The following is a 21,852-nucleotide window of genomic DNA, read 5'->3' as shown; positions in this document are numbered from 1 at the left end:
CAGGCAGGGGTGCCATGCTGACCTTGAACGCTACGGAGCCCCGAGCGATCCAGGGTTCCGCACCCGCGCGCCACGCCCCTAGGCGAAGCTCGGCCGCGTCCGCCTGCCGCCGAGATCCAGTTGCAGGTCCTCCAGCTCCTCGCGATGCAGCGGCAGCGACGGGGCCAGCTCCTCCAGGGATCTCGGTGGATGGGAGGACAGGCGCGCCGCCGCCATGCGCAGCGCCATCGGGAAGCCGCGAGAACTGAGCGCGAGCCTGCCCGCCGCCGACGGCTCGGCCGCCACCCTGGCTCGGCCCACGAGCATGACGAGCAGTTCCCGGGACTCCTCCGGGCGCAGGGGGCCGACGAAGCTGCGGAACGCGCCCTGCCGCGCCACCAGGTCGTCCAGGGCGTCGCGACTCGTGATGATCACTCGACAGTGGATGCCGCCCGGCAGCAGCGGCAACACCTGGTCGGCGTCGCTCGCACCGTCCAGGACGACGAGCAGCCTGCGGTGGGCGGTCATGGAACGGAACAGCGCCGTCTTCTCGACCAGGTCGGCCGGGATGGCCCGGTCCGGCACGCCGAGGCCGCGTAGGAACCGGTCCAGCACGATGCTCGGCCGCAGGCTCGACGCCGGATCGCCGTCGCCCAGGTCGGCGAACAGCTGACCGTCGGGGAAGAGGTCGAGAGTGCGATGCGCCCACCGCAGTGCCAGTGCCGTCTTGCCGACGCCCGAGGGCCCGGCGAGGATCACCGGCGAGGGCGAGGCCGTCTCGGCGCGCGGAGCAAGGGCGGCGTCCAACTCCCGCTCCGCCTCGACCCGGCCCGCGAAGGGCAGCGCCTGGGGCGGCAGTTGGGAGGGGACGACGAACTGTCGGTCCTGGCCGGGGGCGCTGACGGGCGACGGGGTCAGGTCGGCTGCGTCGCGCAGGATGCGCTCGTGCAGCTGTCGCAACTCGGGGCCGGGTTCGAGGCCGATCTGCTCGATGAGCTGACGTCGCGCGTCGTGATAGGTGCGCAGTGCCTCCGCCCGCCTGCCCGCCCGGTACTGGGCCAGCATCAGCTGCACGCGGGCCCGTTCCCGCAACGGATGCTCCGTGACCACCGGAGTCAGCTCCGCGATGACCTTCTGATGAGCACCCAGCTCCAGCTCCATCTCGACGCAGCTCTCCACCGCGTCGAGATGGGCCTCCTCCAGCCCGGCCGCCTCGCAGCGCATCCCGTGGACGCCCTCGAAGGCGACGCCGCGACGCAGGGACAACGCGTCGCGCAGGATCGAGACCGCCTGCTGCCTGCCGCCTGCGGAGGCCTCCCGGCGGGCTGCGGTCACCAGCGCCCGGAATCGGGCCCAGTCGATCGCGTCGGGATCGGCGTTGAGCGTGTAGCCGGGGTTGGCGGTGGTGATCACGTCGTCCCGGCTCGTGGCCCGACCGCCCGCCTGCTGGCCGAGGGCACGGCGAAGCCTGGACACGCAGGTGGCGATCTGAGCGCGGGCGCTCTTGGGCGGAGCGCCCGCCCACACGGCGTCGATGAGTCTGCCGACGCTGACGACCCGATTGGCCTCCAGCACGAGCATCGACAGCACCGCGCGCTCCCGCGCACCGTCGAAGCGCACCGCCTCGCCGTCGCGCAGGACGGTGAGCGGCCCCATGATCCGAAACTCGATCACGCCCGCCATCAGACCGTCCGTGCCAGGTACTTCTCGATCTCGTCCGCCGCCCGGGGCGCTCCGCCCGCCGCGCGGATCTGCTCGCGCATCTGCTGCGTGCTGCGTCGGATCGACTCGTCGGCCGCGACGTCGAGCACGGCCGTGATCAGCCGGTCGGCCGTGACGTCCTCGGGCTGCATGGTGCGGCCGAGGCTCAGCTCCGCCAGCCGGTTCGCGGTCACGCCGTCGATGGAGGAGGTCGGGACGACGACCATCGGGGTGCCTGCGTGCAGGGCCTCCATCACCGTGCCCATGCCGCCGTGGGTGACGGCGACCTCGGCGTGCTCGAGGACCGCGACGTGCGGGACCCAGCGGTGCACCTCGACGTTGGGCGGCAGCGGTCCCAGTTCCGCCGGGTCCATCCCGCCCGCCACGGTGATCACCGCATGCCAGGGCACCCCGGTGAAGGCTCGCACGCACTCGCGGAAGAAGTCGGCATGCTCGTTGAAGACGGCGCCGAAGGAGATCAGCACCACCGGCAGGCCGCTCGAGGGCGGGCTCCACTCGCCGAAGAAGGCCCGCTGCCCCAGGCAGGGGCCGACGAAGGCGAAGCGCTCGTCGAAGGTGTCGCCCTCGATCTGGAAGGACTGCGGAATGTTCACCACGCTGAAGTCGGGGACCTCCCACCACAGTTCCTGCGGCGAACCCTCGATCCCGTGGGTGTCCATCAGCGCGGCGATCCTGGCGAGCTGCTCGCCCACCCAGTCGGGCATGGACTGCTCGGCGCCGTCGGAGTTGTAGATCGAGTTGATGTAGGAGTAATTGCCGTTGGAGGCGAACATCGGGATGAGCTGTACGGCCGGGATGCTCCACTTCCTGGCGAGGATCCGGCCCGCGTAGAGCATGGAGATGTCGTAGGCGATGGCGTCCGGCCGGTCGTCGACCAGCCGGTCACCCGCCCGATCCAGCATCGCGGCGCTCTCGCTGAGCAGCAGCGTCATCAGGTAGAGCGGGTCGTAGGCGACGTCGGTGAAGTTGGCCTGCCGATAGCGGGAGTCGTAGACCAGTGCGGTGGCGCCCGCCTCCGTCACGAGGTCCACCATCGTCTCGCCTGTCAGATAGGTGACGCGGTGGCCTCTCTCGACCAGGGCGGTCACCACGGCGAGGTTCGGGAGCACGTGTCCGTGGTCCGGGTGGCTCATGAACAGGAAGTGCTGCCCCATCTCGATCACTCCGTTCTCCGGGCATCACGCTCCGGACCTCTGGTGCCCGCGACGACCGACATACGCGGCCTCGTCCTGGTGTCCGCACGACGCGCACCGGGCCGTCGCAGGCTTCGCAGCAGCCGACCGCCCGCACTGACCGATTTCTTCGGATGCCGAACCGCCTCGACGTCGACGAGTGTCACGCTAAATGACGAGATCCGACGGTGGACACCCCTAGATCAGATTCGAAGGACGCCGTTGGAGAAATCGAATGCCGAACCACCGGCGGCCATTGGTGACGGCGCTCACATCTCCTGATCAAGGGTGGCCCACCCGCAGCCACGGGACCGTCACCAGCTCAGATGTCCACCCTGGTCCCGACGAGCTCCCTGTTTCGAAGGGCGCGGACGCTATCCCGCCGACGCGGCCCACACAAGCGGAATCGACCAGGTCTGGGGCCGACCGCCGGCCGAGGACGGCTAGGGGTTGCTCGGGTTTTCCGGCGCCCATTATGTTCCCTGCGAATAACAGGAAAGGGGCCACCATGACGACTCGAGTGTGGGATTATCTACCGGAATACGAGAACGAGCGCGCCGAGATACTCGATGCCGTCGAGACGGTGTTCGGCTCCGGTCAACTGGTCCTCGGCGCCAGTGTGCGGGGCTTCGAGGCGGAGTTCGCCGCCTACCACGGCGTCGAACACTGCGTCAGCCTCGACAACGGGACCAACGCGGTCCGCCTCGCGCTCCAGGCATTGGGCGTCGGCCCCGGCGACGAGGTCATCACCGTGTCCAACACCGCGGCGCCGACCGTGGTCGCGATCGACGCCGTCGGCGCCGTTCCGGTCTTCGTCGACGTCCGACGCGACGACTTCCTCATGGACGTCGAGCAGGTGGCGGCGGCGATCACCCCGCGCACCCGGTGTCTGCTGCCCGTCCATCTCTACGGCCAGTGCGTCGACATGGCCCCGCTGGAGCGCATCGCCGCCGAGCACGGGCTGGTGATCCTGGAGGACTGCGCGCAGGCCCACGGCGCCCGCCACCACGGACGGCTCGCCGGGACCATGGGCAAGGCGGCCGCGTTCTCCTTCTATCCCACCAAGGTCCTCGGCGCCTACGGCGACGGCGGAGCGGCCGTCACCTCGGATGCGATCGTCGACCGCAATCTGCGGCGCGCTCGGTACTACGGCATGGACGACGTCTACTACGTCGTCGAGACCCCCGGCAGCAACAGCAGGCTGGACGAGGTGCACGCCGAGATCCTGCGCCGCAAGCTGCCCAGGCTGGACGACTACGTCGCCCGACGGCGGGCGGTGGCCGAGCGCTACGCCGAGGGCCTGGCCGACACCGACCTGGTGCTGCCCTCGGTGGCGGCGGGCAACGAGCACGTCTACTACGTCTACGTGGTCCGGCACCCGCGACGCGACGACATCATCGCGCGGCTGAAGGAACGCGACATCCACCTCAACATCAGCTACCCCTGGCCGGTGCACACCATGACCGGCTTCGCCCACCTCGGCTACGAGCGCGGCGCACTGCCGGTCACCGAGGAGCTGGCGGGCGAGATCTTCTCGCTGCCGATGTATCCCTCGCTGTCGCAGAAGGTGCAGGACGAGGTGATCAGTACGCTCCGCGAGGTCCTGGAGATGCTGTAGCCAGACTCCGCAGGCACACGACCAGGCTGCGTGCCTGCACGTTGAGATAGAAGCTGTGCCGCATCAACTCGGCGAGCTGGTGCAGGGTGAGCCACCGATAGTCACCCTGCGCCGGCAGGGCCTCGAGGTCGGTCTCCACCACGAGGTAGCGGTTGCGGGCGCCGAAGAAGCGTCCGCCTTCCTCGGAGAGGATCGTGTCGAACCTGATCCTCTCCGGTGCCGCGTCGAGGACCTCGTCGAGGAACGGCGGGCGGGCGGCGGCGGGCAGCACGTCGTAGTTCTGCGGCACGCACTGCACCGTGGGCGCCAGCTCCGTCACATCGGTGTATCCGGGTTCGGTGCGCGCGTGCATCAGCACGTGCAGCACCCCGTCGATCGGCTTCACCAGGAACGCGACCACCCCGGTGCCGATCTGCTCGATCATCGGCTGAGTCCAGCTCGCGATCTCCCGGCCGCCCGCGTCGACGCCGACCCCGATGACGTCGAAGAACCGGCCCGTCTCATGGAAGATCCTGGCACCGTCGTGCTGCCATCCGCGTAGCTCGGCCAGCGGACCCCGCTCGGCGTGCAGATCGGTGCGGATGCGCGTGTCGGTGATCCAGCTCAACACGTCACCGGTCGTGTGCAGGCCGCGCTCGGCCACCCGAGACCGCGCCAAGGCCGACTCGAAGTCGGTGCTCGCCCCGACGGCCGAGGTCAGGCAGGCCGTCTGCTCCGCCGGGGCGTTGTCCGAGACGACGACGTCGACGCCCGCGAACGGCAGGCAGGCCAGCACGGTCCTGGCGTCCATGTTCACCAGGTCGGGAACTCTGAGCAGCTCGTAGACCTGGCCGAGGGTCAGCCAGCAGAAGCCGTCCTCCAGGGTGAGGTCGTCGGCGGCAGCGCCGTTCTCAGGCACCTGGACGATCATGTTGCGATTGCGTTTGCGGTAGAACCACGAGCCCTGTTCCGACTGGCGGGTGTCGGCGATGACGTCGGCGGCGGCCGGGTTGCGGAAGTAGTCCAGGTAGGGGACCGAGCGTCCGCCGTGGACTCGCGTGTAGTTGCTCTTGGTCGCCTGCACGGTCGGCGACAGCTGGAGACCGTTGTGGTTGCCCGGTTCGTGCTTGGCCTGCATCAGGCAGTGCGGCACGCCGTCGAAGTCCTTGATCAGGATGCCGAGGATGCCCACCTCGGGCTGGTTGATGATCGGCTGCGACCACTGCGGCACCGGGCCGCTGGTGACCCGGACGTCCAGGCTCTCGACGCTGAAGAACTTCCCGCTGTGGTGCCGGATGATGCCCGTGGCCTCGTCCTGCGCCCACCCGGTCAGCTCGGCCAGCCCGAGCCGCTCCACCGTCATGTGCGTGCGGTCGGCCACCCCGGCGAACCATCGATGAAACTCCGTGACGTCCGCGAACTGGACTCCCCCGATGCTCAGCGGCTCGGCGATCCTCGCTCGCGCCGACGGACGAGAAGGGGCTGACATGAGGGCTCCTTAGCGGTTCGACAGCGGTGCGACGTCGATGCCACGACGTCGCAACGCGACCCGGAGGCAGGCGGCCCGGCGCGGGTCACGACGATCAGGGCGAACAGCGGACACGGTCGTCGACGCGACACCAGACGAGGACGAGGTGCCCACGCCCGCGCGCGGACGTCGCGACATCACGACACGCGATAGCCCTGCTGGATCTCCAGACACGCGGCGTGATCGGGCAGCAGGCCCTGTGCCCGGGCCTCGGCCAACGACAGGGCAGCGCGGTCCCGCTCGGACTGGATCACGGGCAGCCGCTCGGGCAGCTCCAGTCCGATCTCGGGATCGAACGGCGACAGGGCGAGTTCGTTGCCCGGCGAATAGTTCTCGGACAACAGATAGTGGATCAGCGTGTCGTCCTCCAGCGCCACGAAGGCGTGGCCCACGCCCGGTGGGAAGTACACGCCTCGGTAGTCCGTGGAGTTCAGCGCGACGGTGTCCCACCGACCGAAGGTCGGCGAGCCGAGCCGGAGATCGACGACGAAGTCCAGCGCGCTGCCCTGCGGACAGTGGACGTATTTCGCCGTGCCCGGCGGTGTCCTGGTGAAGTGGATGCCGCGCAGCACGCCCCGGCGGGACCGGCTCTGACTGACCTGCGCGATCGGGAACAGCGGATGACCGAGCGCCGCCACGAACGCGGGCTCCTGATAGTGCGAGACGAACTCGCCTCGTTCGTCGGGGAAGACGTCGGGACTGAACTCGAAGGCTCCCTCGACGGTGAGTTCCCGCGCCTTCATGCGACCGTCACCGAATCCGACGAGCCGGGCACGGATTCCTCCTTCGCAGGCACGGATTCCTCCTTTCGCGCGGGCAGGCCCGAGACTCGGGCCGTCCACCACGGCGACGGGCGGTCGGCGACGGCACGGCGCCGTCGAGCCACCGGCGAACGCCGGATGATCCTTCGCCCGGAAGTGTGCTCAGCCCCGGTGAGGCAGGTCAACGAACTAGGGGGCGCCCGGCGAGAAGTCTGGGGTGGGGTTGGCCGGGTGCCGGGCAGGCGGGTCGATAGGGGTCGGCGGTCTGCAGACGGAACACCTCACCACGATGCGGGCGCACTCGGCCTGCCACTCCGCAGTGGAGCACGACGTCCTCATCCGACGGGGCATCGGCGGCCCGCCGAGGACCAGGCTCGACCCGGCCGCCCGGCTCCGCGTCCGACTGTGCTGCCACCGCACCGAACTCGACGGCGATCCGCCGCCTGCGGTCGCTGCCGTCCTCAACGCGGTGATTCAGCGCGAGAGGATCAGGCGGCGGCCCGGCCGGTCATCCTCGCGGCGACGACCCGGCGAGACTGCGTATCGCCTCGACCAGCTCTCCGGCCCTCGGCGCCGCCGCTGCGTCGACCAGCCACTGCGACATGGCGCCGTTGATCAGGGTCAGGGCCAACGAGCCGGTCGTGCGGGCCTGCTCCTGCGTCACGACGTCTGGTGCCACCCCGAGCACCATGGCGGCCAGGTCACTGCGGACCTTGACGAAGGTCGCCGCCAGCTGCTCGCGCACGTCGGGGGCGAATTCGGCCTGGGCAAGGGCCTGAGTGCTCGCCACCATCATCGACCGCTGTTCAGGAGCGGTCGCCAGCAGGCCGGTCAGGAAAGCCTCGAGGCGGGACTCCGGCGTGGTGCCCGGCAGGAACGCGGCGGCGCCCTCGATGGAGCTGCCCCACTCGGTGAACGTCTCCATGACGGCCGCGTTGAGCAGCGCGTCCTTGGTGCCGAAGTGGTACCCGATGGAGGCGAGGTTCGCTCCGGTGACGGCGACGATGTCCCGCGCGGTCGTGTGGGCGTAGCCCTTCTCGATCAGGCACTGACGCGCCCCGGCCAACAGGTCGTCTCGCTGTCCCATGCGGGCATGGTACCGGCACGAGTCACACAAACGTCTCACACATGCGTTCTATACAAACGTCTTGTACGTTTGTATAGAACGTGCGTATGCTCGGCATACCGGTGATCACCCCGGCGACACCGAAGACCTGAGGGCGTCATCCGCGCCTTCGGTTGCCGGGCTTGCGCTGATCGCCGTGCGCCCAAAGCAGCAGGCCGACGAAAGGACCGCCCAGCCATGACCGATATCGACGTCCCCGTCCCGCCGACCCCTTCGGTAACGGTGGACTGGACCAACCCGACCTCCGTGTCGAAGACCGTGCTCACCACCCACATCTGGACCGCACCGCCGATGCGGCGCGACTCGCCGATTCATGATCGAGTCTTCGAAGCGCTTCGTGAGTTGCGAGCCGACTACGTGCGCTTCCTGCCCTGGTTCACGCATCCGACGCTCTCGGTGCCCGCGCTGGAGCCGCCCACCGAGGCGGGCACGTCGTGGAACTTCGGCAACCTCGACCCCTTCGTCGAGGACTTCGTCAAGGCGAGCGAAGGCCGCCCGGTCGTCGCGAACTTCGCGACCATCCCGGGCTGGATGCTCACCACTCCTCCCGAGTACTCCACCGACCCCGACACCATCCACTGGGAGTACGAGAACAGCAGCGGATTACGAGACGAGACGTTCACCGAGGTCGCGGACTACTTCTTCCGCGTCGCGAGCTGGTACATCGCTGGCGGATTCACCGACGAGAACGGGGTCCGCCACGAGTCCGGCCACCGCTATCGGTTCGCCTACTGGGAGGTGCTCTGCGAGCCCGACTGGAACCTTGGGATATCGCCGGAGACCTACACCCGCCTCTATGACGCCGTCGTAGAGCGGCTACGGCCGCTGGACCCGGAGATGCGGTTCGTCGGTCTGTCTTTGAGCCATGTGCACCACGACCCGGAGTACTTCTGGTACTTCCTGGACCCGGTGAACCACCGGTCCGGCATCCCGCTCGACGCCGTCTCCTACCACTTCTACGCCACGCCGCAGATCATCAATCCGTTCTCCCCCGAGGGCAACGCGGGCGAGGAGACCTGGAACAGCACGTTCTTCGCCCAGGTCGACGCCTTCCTCGATCAGGTCAGGTTCATCGACTCGATCCGAATCCGACTGTCCCCGAACACGAAGACATTCCTGAACGAGATCGGCACCTACCTCGCCGATCTGATGAACCCCGACCCGCAGATCCCGGACTGGTACTGGACGCTCAGCGGATCGGTGCACGCCTATCTCTGGGCCCGCTGCGTGGAGCTGGGCATCGACCTCGTCGGGGTCGCCGAGTTCATGGACTACCCGAGCATGATCCCCGGCGTGACGCTCGTCGACTGGGACACCGGCGAGCCCAATGCCCGTTACCAGGTCACGAAACTGCTTCTGGACCACTTCGGGCCCGGTGACACGCACGTCGAGGCGAGGGCGGGCTACCCGCAGTTCGTCGACGCACGATTGTTCGTGCAGGCCGTCCACACCACGGAGGGCGAACGCAAGATCTTGATCATCAACAAGGGTGCCGCCGAGGTGGCCCTGGACCTCGACGAGGCGAGCGGGACGCTGTCCTTCGTGGACGTCACCACGGGATCGAGGCCGCCGGTGTCCCGGCCGGTGCAGGCGGGCCGACTCACCGTCGGCCCGCACGCGACTGCGGTGTTCACCCTCGCCGCCGAGTGAGCCGAGGCGGGCCCTGGGGGTGCCCGCCTCGCCACGTCGGCAGGGATGCCGGAGCCCGGAACAGGACGTAACCGCTGTTCCAGGGCTCCGGCGACCCGCCTCGTCTCGGTGATCAGTCACCGGACGGCAGCGAGTTCTCCTTGTCATCGTTCTGCGGCTTGTGCCTGCCTGCCTGGTCGGTGACCGCAGCGCCGATGTCGCCGACGTCCTCCCGGACCCGGCTGCCGTAGGGGTTGGGGGCACCCTCGGGGGTGTGGTTGCCCACCCGCCAGTTGAGGTCGTTCTCCAAGACCTCCCGCGCGTGCGCAGGGTTGTTCGCAGGCGTGCTGTAGCCGCCCTCGCCTCGGGTCGACGCCGACAGGGCGTCGGTCCGGCCCGCCATGCCGCCCTGCGCTCCGCCGACGCTGCCGGTGATCGCACCGCCGACGATGTTGCGGGGGTCCCACTGGCCCTGCGTCACGCCCTGGCCGACGAAGTCGACGGCACCGCCGACCGCGCCGCCCGCAGCCCCGGACGCCGCACCCTGCAACGCCGCCCCGCCGAAGCTCCGGCTGGCGCCCGAGGGGATGAAGCCGCTGACGGCGCCGCCCGCGGTCTGGCCGATGCCCGCGACGACACCGTTGACGACGTGGTTGCCGAAGTTGCTGTTGTCGAACGTGGAGCGGTCGCCCCTGGCCATCTGGAAGGCCTGGATGCCGTAGTCGGTGACCAGGTTGGTGGCCACGCTGAGCAGGATGTTCTGCAACAGCTTGATCAGGATCTGTCGGATGGTGAACTGCGTGGCGAGCTGGGCGACCGGAATGCCTGCCGAGGCGGTGCCGAAACTCGCCGCAGCCGCCGCGAGCAGCGCGATGATCTGAATCGCCAACGCGGCCAGCGCGACGTAGATGCTGATCTTGGCGTGCTCGACCTCCAACGCCATCTCGTCGCAGCCGGTGGACAGCTGCTCGGACAGCTCGGTGAGCTGCCCGAGGTGCTCCGCGAACTCGTCCCAGTAGGCCTGGAACTGTTCGGCGGTATCCCCCTGCATCGTCCCGACGGCGGCCGAAGCAGCCGAACCGGCGGTCTCCAGCACCGAGGCGACGTCGGTGCCCGCCGTGGACCAGGCCGCGCCCAGCTCGCGGAGCTTGTCCTCGTCGCTCTCCGGCCAGTCCGCGCCGAGCGCGACCGAGGCCACCCACTGCAACGACTCGGGTAGTTCCATTCCCATGACTTGCTCCTGAGATCAGTCAGTAGCCCAGGCCCTCAGCCTGTCGGCTGAATGCCTGTTCGGCGGCGAGGTCGTCGGCATCCCACTGCTCGGCCGAGGCGTCGAGATTCACCTTGATGTCGTCGAGTCCCTCGGCGAACGTAGTGAAGGCGTTGGTGCCCTCCGTCGCCGCAGGCACGTAGGCCTCACCGAAGGCCGTTCCCGACTCGTCGCCGCCCCACGCGCCCGTGGCGGCGGACATGCTCGCCTCCAGCCGCTCCAACGCGTCGCGGAGCTGGTCCGCAGCCGAGGAGAACTGCGGAGACGCCGATCGCAGCGCCGTCGTATCCGCTCGGTATCCGTCACTCACCAGTTCCCCCTCTGAAAGATGGAGCCGCCGCCGTCGTCGTCATCGGGCTCGTCGTCCGCAGGCCGCCGTCGCGGTGCCGACCGGGGCGGTTCGCCGGGCGGCTGCGGCCGACCGGGGGCGGGCCCGTGGCCGGGCGGCGGAGCGGGCTGGCCGAAGGGCCCGGGCGGCGGAGCGTGCGGCGGGCCGTGGTGCGGCGGGCTGTGCGGCGCGAATCCCGGCGGCGGCGCCGCGTTCGGCGGCCCCGGAGTCCGAAAGCCACCAGGCGGCGGCCCCGACCGGTCCGTCGGTGCCGGGGCGCCCTGGCCGGGCTGTTCCTCGGGAGGCTGCAGTGGTCGAGTCGCCGTCTCGAACAGGCTGCGCAGCGACGGCATGCCCTCGACCACGTCGCCCAGGTCCACCACCGGTGCCTGCGCGAGACTGCCAAATGCGCCGCTGACCTGGGCCTGGGCTCCGGCCTTGGCGGCGGCGAAGGTGTCCGAGATGGAGCGGGCGAGCCGCTCAGGAGTGCTGCGGGCGAAGGCGGTCGGCGCGAGTCGCAGCTCCGCCATCCCGCCCGTCGCGTCGACCGTGATGCTGACGAGCCCGTCCGGCGAGGTCGCGGCCCCGCGCGCCGCCGAGGCCTGCTCCTGCGCGGCCTGCAACTGTTCGGTCTGACTGGCGAGCTGCTCGGTCAGGACGGCGGCCTGTTCCTTGAGCGTCGCCATCCGTCCTTCCAGCTCGGCTCGTCGCTCCGACGGACTAGACATGCACACCACCATGAGAATCGTCGACGGACGTCCGAGCACACCGGAACGACGTCCGCTTCGCCTTGCCGGACCGCACCGAGGACGACGGTCGACAACGTCGACGACGGCGCGCCGACTCTGAGGATCTCCACCGCGTGGTTCCGGCGGCAGGTCAGGCCTGCATACCGGGCTCAAGGCTAATCCGCCGACGCACCGAAGAATGCGGGCCGACCGACCGTCATTCGCCCGAACGCGTCACACCTCGGCGCCTCGCCGGAACCACGACGAGGAACGAGAGATCGGCCGAGCAGACACTCGAGGAGTCGACGACCGCCGCACTCGCGGGCGGCCATGTAGTGCTGTTCGAGGGGGGTGGATCGATGCGCGGCGATCGGATGGGTCAGACCGGAATCCGTCCCGGGAGACATCCGGGGGCCGCGAGGAGGAGATCACCGTTTCGACATCGCAGCACCGCTCGCGCTGAGTACGCTGACCCGTCGCCATCCGGTGTCGATTCTTGGAGGGACAGTGACGCAGCAGGCGGCCTCCGGCCGATTGATCGGCGGGCGGTTTCGGCTGGTCGCCGATCTCGGTTCCGGCGGGTTCGGCCGGGTGTGGCAGGCGCGCGACGAGGTCTTGCACACGGATGTGGCGATCAAGGAGCTGCGGCTCCCTCGAGAGGTCACCGCCGCCGAACACACCGAACGTGCGGCCCGGGCCGCACGCGAGGCTCGCAACGCCGCCCGATTACGCGACCACCCCAACATCGTCGCCGTGCACGATGTCGTCCTCGAAGACGACATCCCGTGGATCGTCATGCGACTGGTCGACGGCAGCTCGTTGGAGGAACATCTCGTCCGGCATGGGCCGCTGTCGGTGGAGGACACCGCGAACGTCGCGACTGCGCTGCTTCGGGCGCTGCGGGCGGCCCATCAGGCGGGCATCGTGCACCGCGACGTCAAACCGGGCAACGTGATGATCACGACCGAGGGCGAGGTCCTGCTCGCCGACTTCGGGATCTCGGTCCACCACACCGACACGGCGTTGACGGCTACCGGAGCATTCCTCGGCTCCTCGGAGTACCTGGCCCCGGAACGGTGGCACGGCAAGGAGGCGACGGCGGCCAGCGATCTGTTCTCGCTCGGGGTGACGCTGTACCAGGCCGTCGAGGGCATCTCCCCCTTTCGCCGCGACACACCGGCCGCCACGCTGACGGCCGTCCTGTTCGGCGAGATTCCGCCGCCCCGGCTGGCAGGCAGGCTCACGCCGCTGCTGACTCGGCTGATGAGCAAGGAGCCCGACGAACGACCGTCGATCGCCGAGGCGCTGGCCGTCGTCGACCCGTCTTCCGCCGACGGGCGGCCCGGCGAGTCCGGCGCCGCGCCGAGGACCGCTCGTCACACCCGAGTCCTCACGAAGGTGGAGCAAGCGGCGCGGAAGAAGGAGGCCGCCGAGGAGCAGCCCGCAGCGGCCGAACGGCCTGCGGCAGCAGACGGGCGGCCCGCTGCCGAACAGCCCTCGACAGGCACGCCTGCCGACCAGGGGCACTCGGGGCGGTCGACGCCGCGCGTGGCGAAGCAGCAGCGATGGCAGGGCACGGGCTACGTCGTGCTCATGACGTTCGTCGTCCTCGCAGGCGCCTACAGCCTCCTCGTCCGCTACCCGGAGGTCTTCATCTATGCCTGGGACTTCATCTCGAACACGGCTGTGGCCGACAGTCAGCGTGCAGGGTTCCTGCTCATGATCCCCATCGTGTGGATCTGTTATCGCACCGCCCGGTTCGGCTCCCGCATCGCCGAGACCGTGCCGGAGGGAGGCGGGGCGACGGTGACCACCATCGTCCGCATCATCGGCTTCGCCGCAGGGGGCACCGCCGCGTTCTGCGCGATCTCCGGCGCGGCGTTCCTGATCGGCATCGCCTTCTCGGCCCTCGCCTATCTCGTGATCGTCCTCATCGCGGCAGGCTGGGAACGGGAGGCGAAGCACTCACGCTGACCGTCCTTCCTGGCGCTCGGCCCGTGCCCGGTGCGGGCGGTGTCCGACTCCCGCACGTCCGCCCACATCGACAGCCCCGGACTGCGGCGCCGCCGGATTCTTCGGTAGTTCGGCAGGCAGGGCTCCCCTGCGACCCCTGCCGGCCGGAGCCTTTCGGCTCCCGCCTACAGGTGACGCGGCAGGCCAGCGCCCGGCCGCCATCACCATGCGACGACGGGCAGGCCCGTCAGCACAGCGCCGCCAGCTCGGTTCCGGGGGACGCCAGGAGATCACCCGCGCGGCAGGAGCGCGGATCGCGCCCGTCGTCATCGGACGAAGTGCGGCCCCGCCTTGGTCATCCTGAGTGGAACCTCCCGCGCTCCCCGACCGCGATCACGACAGGTGTTCGATGATCCGATTCGCGGCATCGGTGGCCATCCGGCGCATCGCCTCGGCCGTCTGCGCTCCGACGTGCGGCGTGATGATCACCGTCGGCTCCTGCCGCAACGGGTGATCCGCCGGAAGCGGCTCGACCACCGTGACATCGAGGCCCGCACCCGCCAGATGGCCCCGTCGCAGCGCGGTGAGCAGCGCCGCCTCGTCGAGGGTGCCGCCCCGCGAGGTATTGAGCACCACGCCGCCCTTCGGCATGGCCAGCAGCTCGTCGAGGCCGATCAGCGAGCGGGTCTCGGGGGTGAGCGGCACGTGCAGGCTCACCGCATCGGAGGCGGCGAGCAGCTCCGCCAGCGTCGCGGGCTCGGCACCGTCCGCCGCGATGTCCTCCGCCGAGCGCATCGGGTCGAAGGCGAGCACCCGCATCCCGAACCCGTGGCGGGCGATGTGCGCGACGCTCGCCGCGATACGCCCGAAGCCGATCAGGCCCAGCGTCGAGCCTGCCAGCTCGCGCCCCTGGATCGAGGCTCGGACGTCGCCCTCGCCTCGGACGGCGATCCCGATGCCCCGCCGTACGGCGAGCAGCAGCGCGATGGTGTGCTCGGCGACGGATCGGGTGTTGGCGGTCGGCGTGGTGGTGACCGTGATCCCCCGCTGCCCGGCCGTCACGAGGTCCACCGTGTCGAGGCCGACGCCGTGGCGGGCGACGATGCTCAACGCGGGCGCTCGGCGCATCATCTCGCCGTCGACACGCGCCGTGCGGAGCAGGATTCCGACGACGCGGTCCGCGATCTCCTCGAACGTCGTCGCCTCCTCGCCGTAACCGAGGCGGACGTCGGCGTGCTCCCGCAGCAGTACCAGCGCGTCATCGTGGACGGGCCGGGGAATCCAGACGATCGGCGACTCAGCCACGGGGCACGAGTCCCTGGTTCGCGGTGCGTCGCTGCGCCTCGCCCTCGATCAGCTCCCGCGCGATCCGCACGACGTCGGCACGCTGCTCTGCGGGCACGATCGCGACACCGTCGTCGTCGCCGACCACCCAGTCGCCGGGTCGGACCGGCACGCCGCCGACGGCGATGGTCCCGCCGATCCGGTACGGCCCGGTCTTCCAGGGTCCGGCCGGGGTGACCGCCCGCGCGAAGACCGGCACGCCCAACTCGGCAAGCTCGGTCACGTCGCGGGCCGCGCCGTCCAGGACGATGCCCCCGATCTCCAGCGCCCGCGCCTTCTGCACCACCAGTTCGCCGATCAGCGCCCGTGTCTCGTCGCCGCCGCCGTTGACGATCAGGATCTCGCCGCGCCGGATGGTCTCGAACGCGGCGTGCAGACCCTTGTTGTCGCCGGGGCGGGTCCACACGGTGAAGGCGGGTCCGGACAGCGCCGCGCCGGGCCACAACGGCCGGATGCCGTGGGCGACCCCGAACCGTTCCATGGCGTCGGACAGGGTGGCGACCGGCAGGTCGGCCGGGGACGGATAGCCGTTGATCGAGTTCACGATCCTCCTTCTCGTCGTGCGGTGACGGCGGCGTCGGCGCAGATCAGCACGGGCCGCGCAGGCCTGCCTCGGCCGGGCCGTCACCTCGTCAGTGCAGGGCGGGCGGCAGTCCGGTGCGGGCGATGTCCTCGGCGCAGGCGCGGACCGCGGCCACGAAACCGGGGATCTTGTCCTCGGTGAACCGGATGGTGGGTCCGCCGAGGGCGAGCACCGCCCGTCGGGCGGGTGCGTCGGCGCCTGCGGCCGGATCGGCGGGAATCGGCACCGCGAGTCCGGTGTTGCCCGGCTCGCGCCGCCCGTGCGAGATGCTCCAGCCGTTCGCGAGGGCCGACTCGACGCCGCGCCGGATGGTGTCGGCATCGCTCTGCGACTCCGGTGACCGGGCCGTCCGCTCGATCAGCTCGTCACGCTCGGCAGGCGGCTCGAGGCCGAACAGGACCAGGGCTGCGGAGCCGCCCCACATCGGCAGTTCGTCGCCCGTCTGCACGACGTGACGCAGCATGTTCGGACTGGGTGCCTGGCCGACCACCACTCTGTGCAGGCCCCGGCGCACGTAGAGGCTCACCGTCTCGCCGGTCGCGGCGGCCAGCTCCCGCATCCGCACGAGGCTCGCCGCAGGCAGCGTCCACGCGGCATCGGCGAAGGCGGCCAGGCCGATCATGCGGGTGCCCACCCTGACCTGCCCGTCGGCACCGAACTCCAGCATGCCCTCGGCCTGCAGGGTCTCGACCAGCCGCAGCACGGTGGTCCTCGGCAGGCCGGTCTCACGGACGATCTCGGCGACGCCGAGCGACATCCGGTCGACCGAGAACGCCCCCAGCACCCGAAACGCCCGGCTGACGGCGCGAATGCCGCCGCCGTCGCCCTCCGGAGCGTCGGCTCCACCGGACCTCATCCCCAGCCCCTCCTCGTCGAGACGCGACATGGTTGCACGCAACCAACGGTGACTATACCATCAGGCGGTCATAAGTGTCCGCCAGGTGGACATCGTGTGTTCAACCCAGGTCACAAGGGAGTGATCATGCCGAGCAGACGCCAGGCTCTCTCGGTCCTCGGGGTGGTCAGCACCCTCGTGCTGACCGGATTCGCCGCCGTCGACGCGAGCCAGTCGACCTCCGGGGCGACGCCGAGGTCGAACCTCCGGGTCATGGCACCCGCAGCTCCCGGCGGCGGTTGGGACCTCGCCTCCCGCGAGTTCCAACAGGCCCTGCGCGGCGGCGCCGTCGTCAACAACGTCCAGGTCATCAACGTGCCGGGCGCGGGAGGGACCATCGGTCTCTCGCAGTTCGTCGAAATCGGCGCCGACCCGACGCAGCTGATGATGACCGGCACCGTGATGGAAGGTGCCATCAACGTCAACGGGTCCTCGGTCGACCTGCTGGACACCACGCCGATCGCCCGCCTCGCCGAGGACTACGAGGTGATCGTCGTCCCGGCCGACTCGCCGTACGAGACTCTCGAAGACTTCCTCGAGGTATGGCGCGAGAACCCGCAAGGTCACGCGGTCGGCGGCGGCGGACTCGGCGGCACCGACCACCTGTTGACCGGGCTCGTCGCCCGCGAGGCGGACGTCGACCCCGAGCAGGTCAATTACGTGGCCTACGCGGGCGGCGGCGAGGTGCTCACCGCCCTGCTGTCGCGGACCGTCGAGATCGGGGTCAGCGGCTACAACGACTTCCGCGACCAGATCGAGGCGGGCAACGTCCGGGCGCTCGCCGTGTCGGCGGAGGAGCCGGTCGAGGGGATCGACACCCCGACCTTCATCGAACAGGGCATCGACGTCGCTCTCCCCAACTGGCGCGGCCTGGTCGCCCCGCCCGGCATCACCGACGAACAGCGTCGGGAGCTCATCGCGGTCGTCGACGAGGCCGTCCAGACCCAGGAGTGGGCCGACGCGCTGGACCGGAACAAGTGGGAGGACAGCTTCCTCTCCGGTGAGGACTTCACCGAGTTCATCCGCGAGGACCAGGCCAGGGTCGATGCGATCATCGAGGAGCTGGGACTGTGAATCGGACCGCCGCAGACTTCCTGCGCCGCCGCACCGGGCTGATCATCCCGCTGCTGCTGCTGATCATCGGCATCGTGCTCGGCGTCGGTACGGTCACCATGGACGTGCCGGCCAACACCGCATCGCCGGGTCCGCAGCTGTTCCCGGTGATCATCGCGATCGCCTGCGTGGTGTTCGCCGTCCTGCTCACGATCGACGTCCTGCGCCGTCCCGAACCCGCGCAGGTCTCCGAGCCGACGCAGGCCGCCGACGTCCCGCCGGTCGCGCACGCCGTGCACGCCGACGATGACGCCGCCGTGGACACGGCGGACGAGGAGCCGACTCGGGTGCGGAGCAACCACCGCGCCCTGGCCGGTGCCGTCGCGACCGTCGTCGTCTTCATCATCCTGCTGAACCCGCTGGGCTGGCTGCTCTCGGGCGCGCTGCTGTTCTGGGGCATCGCCCGGGCGCTGGGCAGCCGCCGCGTGGTGTTCGACATCTTCCTCTCGCTGGCGATCTCCTCGATCGTCCAGCTCGCCTTCTCCGCAGGCCTCGGCCTCAATCTGCCCCCCGGCATCCTGGCGGGAGTTCTCTGATGGAGTCACTGGTCAATCTCGGTGAGGGCTTCCTCACCGTGCTCACCCCGATGAACATGCTCTGGGTGTTCATCGGCGCCGTCCTCGGCACCGCCGTCGGCGTGCTGCCCGGTCTCGGCTCGGCGATGGCGGTGGCGCTGCTGCTGCCGGTCACGTTCTCGCTGGACCCGATCGGCGCGTTCATCATGTTCTCGGGCGTGCTCTTCGGTGGTCTCTTCGGCGACTCGATCGCGGGCATCCTGATGAACACGCCCGGCAACAGCACGGCGATCGCCGGGTCGATCGAGGGCCATCGGATGGCCAAGAGCGGACGTGCCTCCCAGGCCCTGGCGACCTCGGCGATCGGCGCGTTCATCGGCGGCATCGTCGCCTCGATCCTGGTGGTCTTCTTCGCGCCGGGGCTCGCCCAGCTGGCCACGCTGTTCGGCCCGGCCGAGTATCTCGCCCTGGCGATCTTCGCCTTCGTCGCGATCTCGGCCGTCGTCAGCGAGTCGGTGATCCGAGGACTCGCCGCGCTCGTCATCGGCCTGGCCATCTCCGTGGTCGGCATCGACGGCGCATCCGGAGCGGCCCGGTTCACCGGCGGGCTGCCCGAGCTGTTCGACGGCATCGACATCGTCGTGATCACCGTCGGCCTGCTCGCGCTCGGCGAGGTGTTCAACGTCGCCGCCCGCCGGGGCACCAAGGAGGACACCCGGCTGCTCCCCTCCACCGGCAGGCTCTGGCTGTCGCGGCGGGAGTTCCGGCTGGCATTGCCCGCCTGGTTCCGGGGCACGGCGATCGGCGTGCCGTTCGGCATCATCCCGGTCGGCGGCTCCGAGGTGCCGACCTTCCTCTCCTACGGCGCCGAACGGAAGCTGGACTCCCGGCGGCAGAAACCGATGTTCGGCAAGGGCGCGATCCAGGGCGTCGCCGGTCCCGAGGCCGCCGGGAACGCGACGGCGGGCACCGCGATGGGCGCGCTGCTCGCCCTGGGCCTGCCGACGTCGGCGACCGCGGCGATCCTGCTGGCGGCGTTCCGTCAGTACGGTCTTCAGCCGGGACCGCTGCTGTTCGAGCGGGCCAGCGAGCTGGTCTGGGCGCTGCTGGCCAGCTTCTTCATCGGCATGGTCGTGCTGCTCATCCTCAACCTGCCCTTCGCACCCCTGTGGGCCAAGCTGTTGAAGGTGCCCCGCCACTACCTCTACGCCGGGATCACGGTGTTCGCGATGCTGGGCGTGTACGCCACCAGCAGCAAGGTCCTGGATCTCGTGCTGGTCCTGGCCATCGGCCTGTTGGGCTTCGCGATGCGCCGGTACGGGCTGCCCGTCGCGCCCGTGCTCATCGCCGTGATCCTCGGACCGCTCGCCGAGACCGAGTACCGGCGAGCGATGGCCGTGAGCGAGGGCGACCCGGCGGCGCTGGTCTCCAGCCCGATCTCGATCACCCTGTACAGCCTGCTCGCGCTCGTCGTCGTCGGCCTGCTCATCCAGCGTGTTCGGCGACGTCGTCAAGAGAAAGCACTGGTATGAACGACGATTCGTCCGGGACTCCGCCCGAGGCCGGGTCCGGCCCGCTCGCCGGAGTCCGGGTCCTCGACCTGACCAACGTCCTCGCCGGGCCGTACGCCTGCTACCAGCTGGCGCTGCTCGGCGCGGACGTGGTCAAGGTCGAGATCCCCGAGGGCGGTGATCTCGCCCGCAGGCTGGGCGCCTCGGCGGAGCTGAACCGGCAGGAGCTCGGCGCCTCGTTCCTGGCCCAGAACGCGCAGAAGCGCTCGATCACGCTCAATCTCAAGTCGGAGTCCGGCCGGGAGGTGCTGCGCAGACTCGTCGCGAACGCGGACGTGCTGTGCGAGAACTTCCGGCCGGGCGTGCTCGACCGGCTCGGCTTCGGCTGGTCCGAGCTGAAGCGGATCAATCCGCGCCTGGTCTACTGCGCCATCTCCGGCTTCGGTCAGACGGGCCCGTTGCGCGCCAAGCCCGCCTACGACCAGATCATCCAGGGCGTCTCGGGGATGATGAGCGTGACCGGCACCGCCGACACCGCCCCGCTGCGGGCGGGCTATCCCATCGCCGACACCCTGGGCGGCCTGGCGGCGGCCTTCGCGATCTCCTCCGCGCTGCTCGGCCGCGCACGCACCGGCACCGGCTGCATGATCGACGTCTCCATGCTGGAGACCGCCGTCACCGCCATGGGCTGGGTCGCCTCCAATCACCTGATCGCCGATCAGCAGGCCCGCCCGCTCGGCAACGACAACGGCACGGCGGCGCCCTCCGGCACCTTCCGCACCGCCGACGGCGAACTCAACATCGCCGCCAACAAGCAGCAGCAGTTCGAACTGCTCTGTCGGATCATCGGTCGTCCCGAACTGGCGACCGATCCGCGCTTCGCCGAACGCGAGGCGCGCAAGACGCATCGGGCCGCCCTGACCGCCGAACTCGAGGCGGCCCTCACCACCCGCTCCGCCGCGCACTGGGAGGAGGCACTCAGCACGGCGGGCGTGCCCGCAGCCGCCGTGCTGACCGTGCCGGAGATGCTGGAGAGTCCGCAGATCCGCGCCCGCGAGCTGGTCCACGAGCTGCCGTTTCCCGGCGAGGCAGGAGCGGGCCCGCTGCGGGTCCTCGGGCACGGCATCCACCTCGACGGCAGCCCGAGCAGGCCCGTGCTGCCCCCGCCGACGCTCGGCCAGCACACCGAGGACATCCTCGTCGAGCTCGGCTACGCCCCCGACGAGATCGCCCGGCTGCACCAGGAGGACGCCGTATGACCGAGGTCCCCGGCATCGCCGACACCACCGCGTGGTGGTCGACCGCCGTCACCCGCATCGCCCCGGGCGAGATCGAGCTGCGCGGCTACCCGATCGAACAGCTCATCGGCAGGCTCGACTTCGTGAGCACCATCTGGCTGCTGACGAAGGGAGCGCTGCCGACCGAGACGCAGTCGCGGCTGCTCCAGGCGGCGCTGGTCGCCAGCGTGGACCACGGCCCGCAGGCTCCCTCGATCGCGAGCGCGCGGATGGCCGTGACCTGCGGAGTCGGGATCAACTCGGCCATCGCCAACGGCGTCAACGTGCTCGGCGACACCCACGGCGGTGCGGGTCAGCAGTGCGTCGCCGTGCTGCACGGCATCGCCGCCACCGTGGCGGAGACGGGACGCGACGTCGACGAGGTCGCGGCCGAGGTCGTCGCGGAGCACCGAGCGAGGAAGGCGTACGTCCCCGGTTTCGGCCATCGCTTCCACCCGCGCGACCCGCGCCGCGACGTACTGCTCGGACTCGTCGAGGAGGCAGTCACCGCCGGACAGCTCAGCGGCGAGTACCTACGGGCCGGGGTCGCGATCGAGAGTGCCCTGGCGACCGGAACACGCAGACCACCGATGAACATCGACGGCGTCACCGCCATCGTCTACGCCGAACTCGGCGTCGAACCCGAACTGGCGCGAGGATTCTTCGTACTGGCCCGCTCCGTCGGCATCCTGGCCCACGCCTGGGAAGAGACCGGCACGGGCCGCCGGGTCAAGGGCCCACTGCCGCCCCCACTGCTCGCCGACTACACAGGCGAGCCGACACGCGAATACCCGGAGGGCTGAGCGGACCGACGCCCGGAG

Annotated in this window: 19 protein-coding genes; 8 read left to right on the top strand and 11 right to left on the bottom strand. The window is 70.1% G+C overall.

Annotated features, from left to right (window positions below; translation table 11 throughout):
* Positions 1 to 78 precede the first annotated feature (78 nt).
* On the bottom strand, positions 79 to 1,662 hold the full coding sequence (locus UA74_RS05775) for an AfsR/SARP family transcriptional regulator (RefSeq protein WP_075763966.1): 1,584 nt from the start codon (positions 1,660 to 1,662) through the stop codon (positions 79 to 81).
* Complete coding sequence (locus tag UA74_RS05770; protein ID WP_075743454.1) at positions 1,662 to 2,855, bottom strand: macrolide family glycosyltransferase; 1,194 nt, start codon at positions 2,853 to 2,855, stop codon at positions 1,662 to 1,664. The genes UA74_RS05775 and UA74_RS05770 overlap by 1 nt, the downstream gene beginning before the upstream one ends.
* 526 nt (positions 2,856 to 3,381) lie before the next feature.
* Here UA74_RS05770 and UA74_RS05765 point away from each other — a divergent pair.
* On the top strand, positions 3,382 to 4,491 hold the full coding sequence (locus UA74_RS05765; protein WP_075739363.1) for a DegT/DnrJ/EryC1/StrS family aminotransferase: 1,110 nt from the start codon (positions 3,382 to 3,384) through the stop codon (positions 4,489 to 4,491).
* Here UA74_RS05765 and UA74_RS05760 read toward each other — a convergent pair.
* The 3 genes from UA74_RS05760 to UA74_RS05750 form a co-directional block, all read right to left on the bottom strand.
* Positions 4,457 to 5,959 (bottom strand): NDP-hexose 2,3-dehydratase family protein, encoded by a 1,503-nt coding sequence (locus UA74_RS05760; RefSeq protein WP_075739362.1) that lies wholly within the window; start codon positions 5,957 to 5,959, stop codon positions 4,457 to 4,459. The genes UA74_RS05765 and UA74_RS05760 overlap by 35 nt on opposite strands.
* A 176-nt stretch (positions 5,960 to 6,135) precedes the next feature.
* Positions 6,136 to 6,741 (bottom strand): dTDP-4-dehydrorhamnose 3,5-epimerase family protein, encoded by a 606-nt coding sequence (locus tag UA74_RS05755; protein WP_075739361.1) that lies wholly within the window; start codon positions 6,739 to 6,741, stop codon positions 6,136 to 6,138.
* A gap of 526 nt (positions 6,742 to 7,267) precedes the next feature.
* Positions 7,268 to 7,846, bottom strand: coding sequence for a TetR/AcrR family transcriptional regulator (locus tag UA74_RS05750; RefSeq protein ID WP_075739360.1), 579 nt, complete (start codon positions 7,844 to 7,846; stop codon positions 7,268 to 7,270).
* A 216-nt stretch (positions 7,847 to 8,062) separates the two neighbouring features.
* Here UA74_RS05750 and UA74_RS05745 point away from each other — a divergent pair, with 216 nt between their 5' ends.
* Positions 8,063 to 9,535 (top strand): hypothetical protein, encoded by a 1,473-nt coding sequence (locus UA74_RS05745; protein WP_157434011.1) that lies wholly within the window; start codon positions 8,063 to 8,065, stop codon positions 9,533 to 9,535.
* Positions 9,536 to 9,647: 112 nt separating this feature from the next.
* Here UA74_RS05745 and UA74_RS05740 read toward each other — a convergent pair whose 3' ends face one another.
* From UA74_RS05740 to UA74_RS34100, 3 genes are read right to left on the bottom strand one after another with little or no spacing between them, the layout of a single operon-like run.
* Complete coding sequence (locus tag UA74_RS05740; protein ID WP_157434010.1) at positions 9,648 to 10,745, bottom strand: WXG100 family type VII secretion target; 1,098 nt, start codon at positions 10,743 to 10,745, stop codon at positions 9,648 to 9,650.
* A gap of 19 nt (positions 10,746 to 10,764) precedes the next feature.
* Complete coding sequence (locus UA74_RS05735) at positions 10,765 to 11,094, bottom strand: WXG100 family type VII secretion target (protein ID WP_075739358.1); 330 nt, start codon at positions 11,092 to 11,094, stop codon at positions 10,765 to 10,767.
* On the bottom strand, positions 11,091 to 11,840 hold the full coding sequence (locus UA74_RS34100) for a YbaB/EbfC family nucleoid-associated protein (RefSeq protein WP_198042940.1): 750 nt from the start codon (positions 11,838 to 11,840) through the stop codon (positions 11,091 to 11,093). Before UA74_RS34100 ends, UA74_RS05735 begins: the two co-directional genes overlap by 4 nt.
* 507 nt (positions 11,841 to 12,347) lie before the next feature.
* Between UA74_RS34100 and UA74_RS05720 the strand changes: the two genes are divergently transcribed.
* A complete protein-coding gene (locus UA74_RS05720) occupies positions 12,348 to 13,814 on the top strand; it encodes a serine/threonine-protein kinase (RefSeq protein WP_075739355.1) in 1,467 nt (488 codons plus the stop codon).
* Between the two features lie 372 nt (positions 13,815 to 14,186).
* Here UA74_RS05720 and UA74_RS05715 read toward each other — a convergent pair whose 3' ends face one another.
* The 3 genes from UA74_RS05715 to UA74_RS05705 form a co-directional block, all read right to left on the bottom strand.
* The gene (locus UA74_RS05715; RefSeq protein WP_232237642.1) at positions 14,187 to 15,098 is read right to left on the bottom strand and encodes an NAD(P)-dependent oxidoreductase; all 912 of its coding nucleotides are present in this window, start codon (positions 15,096 to 15,098) and stop codon (positions 14,187 to 14,189) included.
* The gene (locus tag UA74_RS05710) at positions 15,091 to 15,681 is read right to left on the bottom strand and encodes an RraA family protein (protein ID WP_232237641.1); all 591 of its coding nucleotides are present in this window, start codon (positions 15,679 to 15,681) and stop codon (positions 15,091 to 15,093) included. The genes UA74_RS05715 and UA74_RS05710 overlap by 8 nt, the downstream gene beginning before the upstream one ends.
* 88 nt (positions 15,682 to 15,769) lie before the next feature.
* Positions 15,770 to 16,576, bottom strand: a complete 807-nt coding sequence (locus UA74_RS05705; protein ID WP_075739354.1) for an IclR family transcriptional regulator — start codon at positions 16,574 to 16,576, stop codon at positions 15,770 to 15,772.
* Positions 16,577 to 16,702: 126 nt separating this feature from the next.
* Between UA74_RS05705 and UA74_RS05700 the strand changes: the two genes are divergently transcribed.
* The 5 genes from UA74_RS05700 to UA74_RS05680 are packed head-to-tail and all read left to right on the top strand — an operon-like array spanning position 16,703 to position 21,834.
* Positions 16,703 to 17,689, top strand: a complete 987-nt coding sequence (locus UA74_RS05700; protein WP_075743450.1) for a Bug family tripartite tricarboxylate transporter substrate binding protein — start codon at positions 16,703 to 16,705, stop codon at positions 17,687 to 17,689.
* Positions 17,686 to 18,264: a tripartite tricarboxylate transporter TctB family protein gene (locus UA74_RS05695; protein ID WP_075739353.1), complete on the top strand. Its 579-nt coding sequence runs from the start codon at positions 17,686 to 17,688 to the stop codon at positions 18,262 to 18,264. The genes UA74_RS05700 and UA74_RS05695 overlap by 4 nt, the downstream gene beginning before the upstream one ends.
* The gene (locus UA74_RS05690; protein ID WP_075739352.1) at positions 18,264 to 19,775 is read left to right on the top strand and encodes a tripartite tricarboxylate transporter permease; all 1,512 of its coding nucleotides are present in this window, start codon (positions 18,264 to 18,266) and stop codon (positions 19,773 to 19,775) included. Before UA74_RS05695 ends, UA74_RS05690 begins: the two co-directional genes overlap by 1 nt.
* Positions 19,772 to 21,013: a CaiB/BaiF CoA transferase family protein gene (locus tag UA74_RS05685; RefSeq protein ID WP_075739351.1), complete on the top strand. Its 1,242-nt coding sequence runs from the start codon at positions 19,772 to 19,774 to the stop codon at positions 21,011 to 21,013. The genes UA74_RS05690 and UA74_RS05685 overlap by 4 nt, the downstream gene beginning before the upstream one ends.
* Complete coding sequence (locus tag UA74_RS05680; protein ID WP_075739350.1) at positions 21,010 to 21,834, top strand: citryl-CoA lyase; 825 nt, start codon at positions 21,010 to 21,012, stop codon at positions 21,832 to 21,834. The genes UA74_RS05685 and UA74_RS05680 overlap by 4 nt, the downstream gene beginning before the upstream one ends.
* Positions 21,835 to 21,852 lie beyond the last annotated feature (18 nt).

Source organism: Actinoalloteichus fjordicus (assembly GCF_001941625.1).
Classification (GTDB): domain Bacteria; phylum Actinomycetota; class Actinomycetes; order Mycobacteriales; family Pseudonocardiaceae; genus Actinoalloteichus_A; species Actinoalloteichus_A fjordicus.
The sequence above is the reverse complement of the archived record's forward strand: the minus strand, read 5'-3'. Positions and strand labels throughout refer to the sequence as shown.

Excerpts from the sequence above, each read along its gene's own strand:
- UA74_RS05705 (WP_075739354.1), bottom strand. The coding sequence starts at position 16,576 with ATGAGGTCCGGTGGAGCCGACGCTCCGGAGGGCGACGGCGGCGGCATT.
- UA74_RS05750 (WP_075739360.1), bottom strand. The coding sequence starts at position 7,846 with ATGGGACAGCGAGACGACCTGTTGGCCGGGGCGCGTCAGTGCCTGATC.
- UA74_RS05700 (WP_075743450.1), top strand. The coding sequence starts at position 16,703 with ATGCCGAGCAGACGCCAGGCTCTCTCGGTCCTCGGGGTGGTCAGCACC.
- UA74_RS05765 (WP_075739363.1), top strand. The coding sequence starts at position 3,382 with ATGACGACTCGAGTGTGGGATTATCTACCGGAATACGAGAACGAGCGC.
- UA74_RS05745 (WP_157434011.1), top strand. The coding sequence starts at position 8,063 with ATGACCGATATCGACGTCCCCGTCCCGCCGACCCCTTCGGTAACGGTG.
- UA74_RS34100 (WP_198042940.1), bottom strand. The coding sequence starts at position 11,840 with ATGTCTAGTCCGTCGGAGCGACGAGCCGAGCTGGAAGGACGGATGGCG.
- UA74_RS05770 (WP_075743454.1), bottom strand. The coding sequence starts at position 2,855 with ATGGGGCAGCACTTCCTGTTCATGAGCCACCCGGACCACGGACACGTG.
- UA74_RS05685 (WP_075739351.1), top strand. The coding sequence starts at position 19,772 with ATGAACGACGATTCGTCCGGGACTCCGCCCGAGGCCGGGTCCGGCCCG.
- UA74_RS05755 (WP_075739361.1), bottom strand. The coding sequence starts at position 6,741 with ATGAAGGCGCGGGAACTCACCGTCGAGGGAGCCTTCGAGTTCAGTCCC.
- UA74_RS05690 (WP_075739352.1), top strand. The coding sequence starts at position 18,264 with ATGGAGTCACTGGTCAATCTCGGTGAGGGCTTCCTCACCGTGCTCACC.
- UA74_RS05775 (WP_075763966.1), bottom strand. The coding sequence starts at position 1,662 with ATGGCGGGCGTGATCGAGTTTCGGATCATGGGGCCGCTCACCGTCCTG.
- UA74_RS05740 (WP_157434010.1), bottom strand. The coding sequence starts at position 10,745 with ATGGGAATGGAACTACCCGAGTCGTTGCAGTGGGTGGCCTCGGTCGCG.
- UA74_RS05680 (WP_075739350.1), top strand. The coding sequence starts at position 21,010 with ATGACCGAGGTCCCCGGCATCGCCGACACCACCGCGTGGTGGTCGACC.
- UA74_RS05760 (WP_075739362.1), bottom strand. The coding sequence starts at position 5,959 with ATGTCAGCCCCTTCTCGTCCGTCGGCGCGAGCGAGGATCGCCGAGCCG.